The organism is Synechocystis sp. LEGE 06083, assembly GCF_015207725.1.
In the GTDB taxonomy this organism is placed as follows: domain Bacteria; phylum Cyanobacteriota; class Cyanobacteriia; order Cyanobacteriales; family Microcystaceae; genus Synechocystis; species Synechocystis salina.
The window spans coordinates 1-1,753 of the sequence record NZ_JADEWJ010000425.1 but is presented as its reverse complement, the minus strand read 5'-3'; the positions used below and the strand labels follow the sequence as shown (position 1 = coordinate 1,753).

The window sequence follows — 1,753 nt, the reverse complement described above, 5'->3', positions numbered from 1 at the left end:
TCCTTGGCTTCTCCCCCGGCGATCAGAATGGTGGGGCCTTTCATGGAAGATAGTCCCACTTCCGCCGCATCATAGTTAGTGGCCTTACTGTCATTGATAAATTGCACTCCATTGACGGTGCAAATGGGTTCTAAGCGGTGGGCCACTCCGGTGAAAGTTAACAAGGTTTCTGTGATCGCTTTTTTATCTATGCCAGCTAAACGGGCGGCGGCGATCGCCATTAGCAAATTTTGTTGGTTATGTTGCCCAGGCATTTTGAATAAATTAATCGGGGCAATCAATTCCCCAAAGGCATTGACCCAATTGTCCTGCAGGTAAACCCCCTGTTTGGGGTCACAAAGACCGGCCAGATGATTAGCTCCCTGGGTACTAGTCCAATGGGCTTGGGGGTATAAACCGGGGCCATGGCCATAGAGGTGGGGATCGTCGCCGTTGAGCACCTGAATGGTGGAGCGGGAAAGCAAACTGGCTTTGATGTTGAAATAATTTTCTAAGGTTTTGTGGCGGTTGAGGTGATCGGGAGTAAAGGTGGTCCAAAGGCCAATTTGGGGCGCTAGGGTGGGGGAAGATTCAATTTGGTAACTGCTAATTTCGGCCACAATCCAATCGTAGTTCTGGTTTTGTAGCACCAATTCGCAGGCCGCATGGCCAATGTTGCCGCAGGCGGGGGCCTTCAAACCTGCTTTTTGGAAAATGGCATGGACCAAGGATGTGGTGGTGGTTTTACCATTGGTGCCAGTGATCCCCAGCCAGGGTACAGCGTGGAGATATTGCCAAGCTAGTTCCAATTCCCCTATCACTTCCACCCCTTTTGCCCGGGCGGCCACCAACAGGGGAATGTCCCAGGGCACCCCAGGGCTAACTACCATGCGTTCGGGCCAAGTCGTTGTCGTTGGCTCCAGGCGATCGCCTAGGTTAAGGCTGATGCCCTCCTGGATTAGGGGTTGTCCCATGGCCCGCAGTTGCTCATTATCCGCCTGGTCGAATACTGTTACCTCCCAGCCATCCCGATGCAAAACTCGAGCCGCGGCAATACCGGAACGTCCTAACCCAATTACACAAGCCTGGGGCATATGATTTGACTTTACTGTGGAAAACTAACGAATGGAGGTGGCGGGTCCAAAGGGAATCCCGCTGGCATCGATGTCGCACCATTGTAGCTTTGAGGGGGATCCCAGCCAACCAACCTCGACAATTCCATCGGGCAAGTTGAGCCATTTCAGGGTATTTTAGATTTTTTTCAACCTTGGTTGAGCTTTATACCAGGGCAGCCGAGGTTTGGCTTTCTGCTTCTGAAGTCCAGTCGAAATATCTCGCTAAACCTTCCTCTGGCCCCACCACGGAAAGGTAGGGTTCCGCCAAATAGTTTTGGGCCACCCGTTGGGCATCGGGCGCTGTCACGGCTTTAACCTGTTCTTGAAATTCGCTGTCAAAACCCAAACCCAAGCCCAAGGTTTCATACCAACCAAATAGATGGGCAATTTCTCCATTGGTTTGTTTACCCAGGGCATACTGGCCCAACAGTTTATTTTTCGCCGCCGTAATTTCCTCTTCCTCCAACGCCTGGGCGCATAATCGCTCGGTTTCCGCCCGTAGGCCGGCAATGGCGATCGCCGTATTTTCTGGGGCAGTGCCCATATAGGTGACAAATTGGGAAGACCCCAACCGGGTGGGGTAAAAAGCCGATACGTCGTAGGCTAAACACCGTTTTTCCCTTAGTTCTACAAACAAGCGGCTAGAGAGACCATTGCCC

Annotated in this window: 2 protein-coding genes; both read right to left on the bottom strand. The window is 52.1% G+C overall.

The window, feature by feature from the left end; translation table 11 throughout:
* Positions 1-1,073: UDP-N-acetylmuramoyl-L-alanine--D-glutamate ligase (gene murD / locus IQ219_RS19390; protein ID WP_194073698.1), on the bottom strand; the 1,073-nt coding region annotated here is incomplete at its 3' end.
* A gap of 184 nt (positions 1,074-1,257) precedes the next feature.
* Positions 1,258-1,753, bottom strand: a 496-nt coding sequence (locus IQ219_RS19385) for a pitrilysin family protein (protein ID WP_194073697.1), incomplete at its 5' end; no start/stop codon positions are given.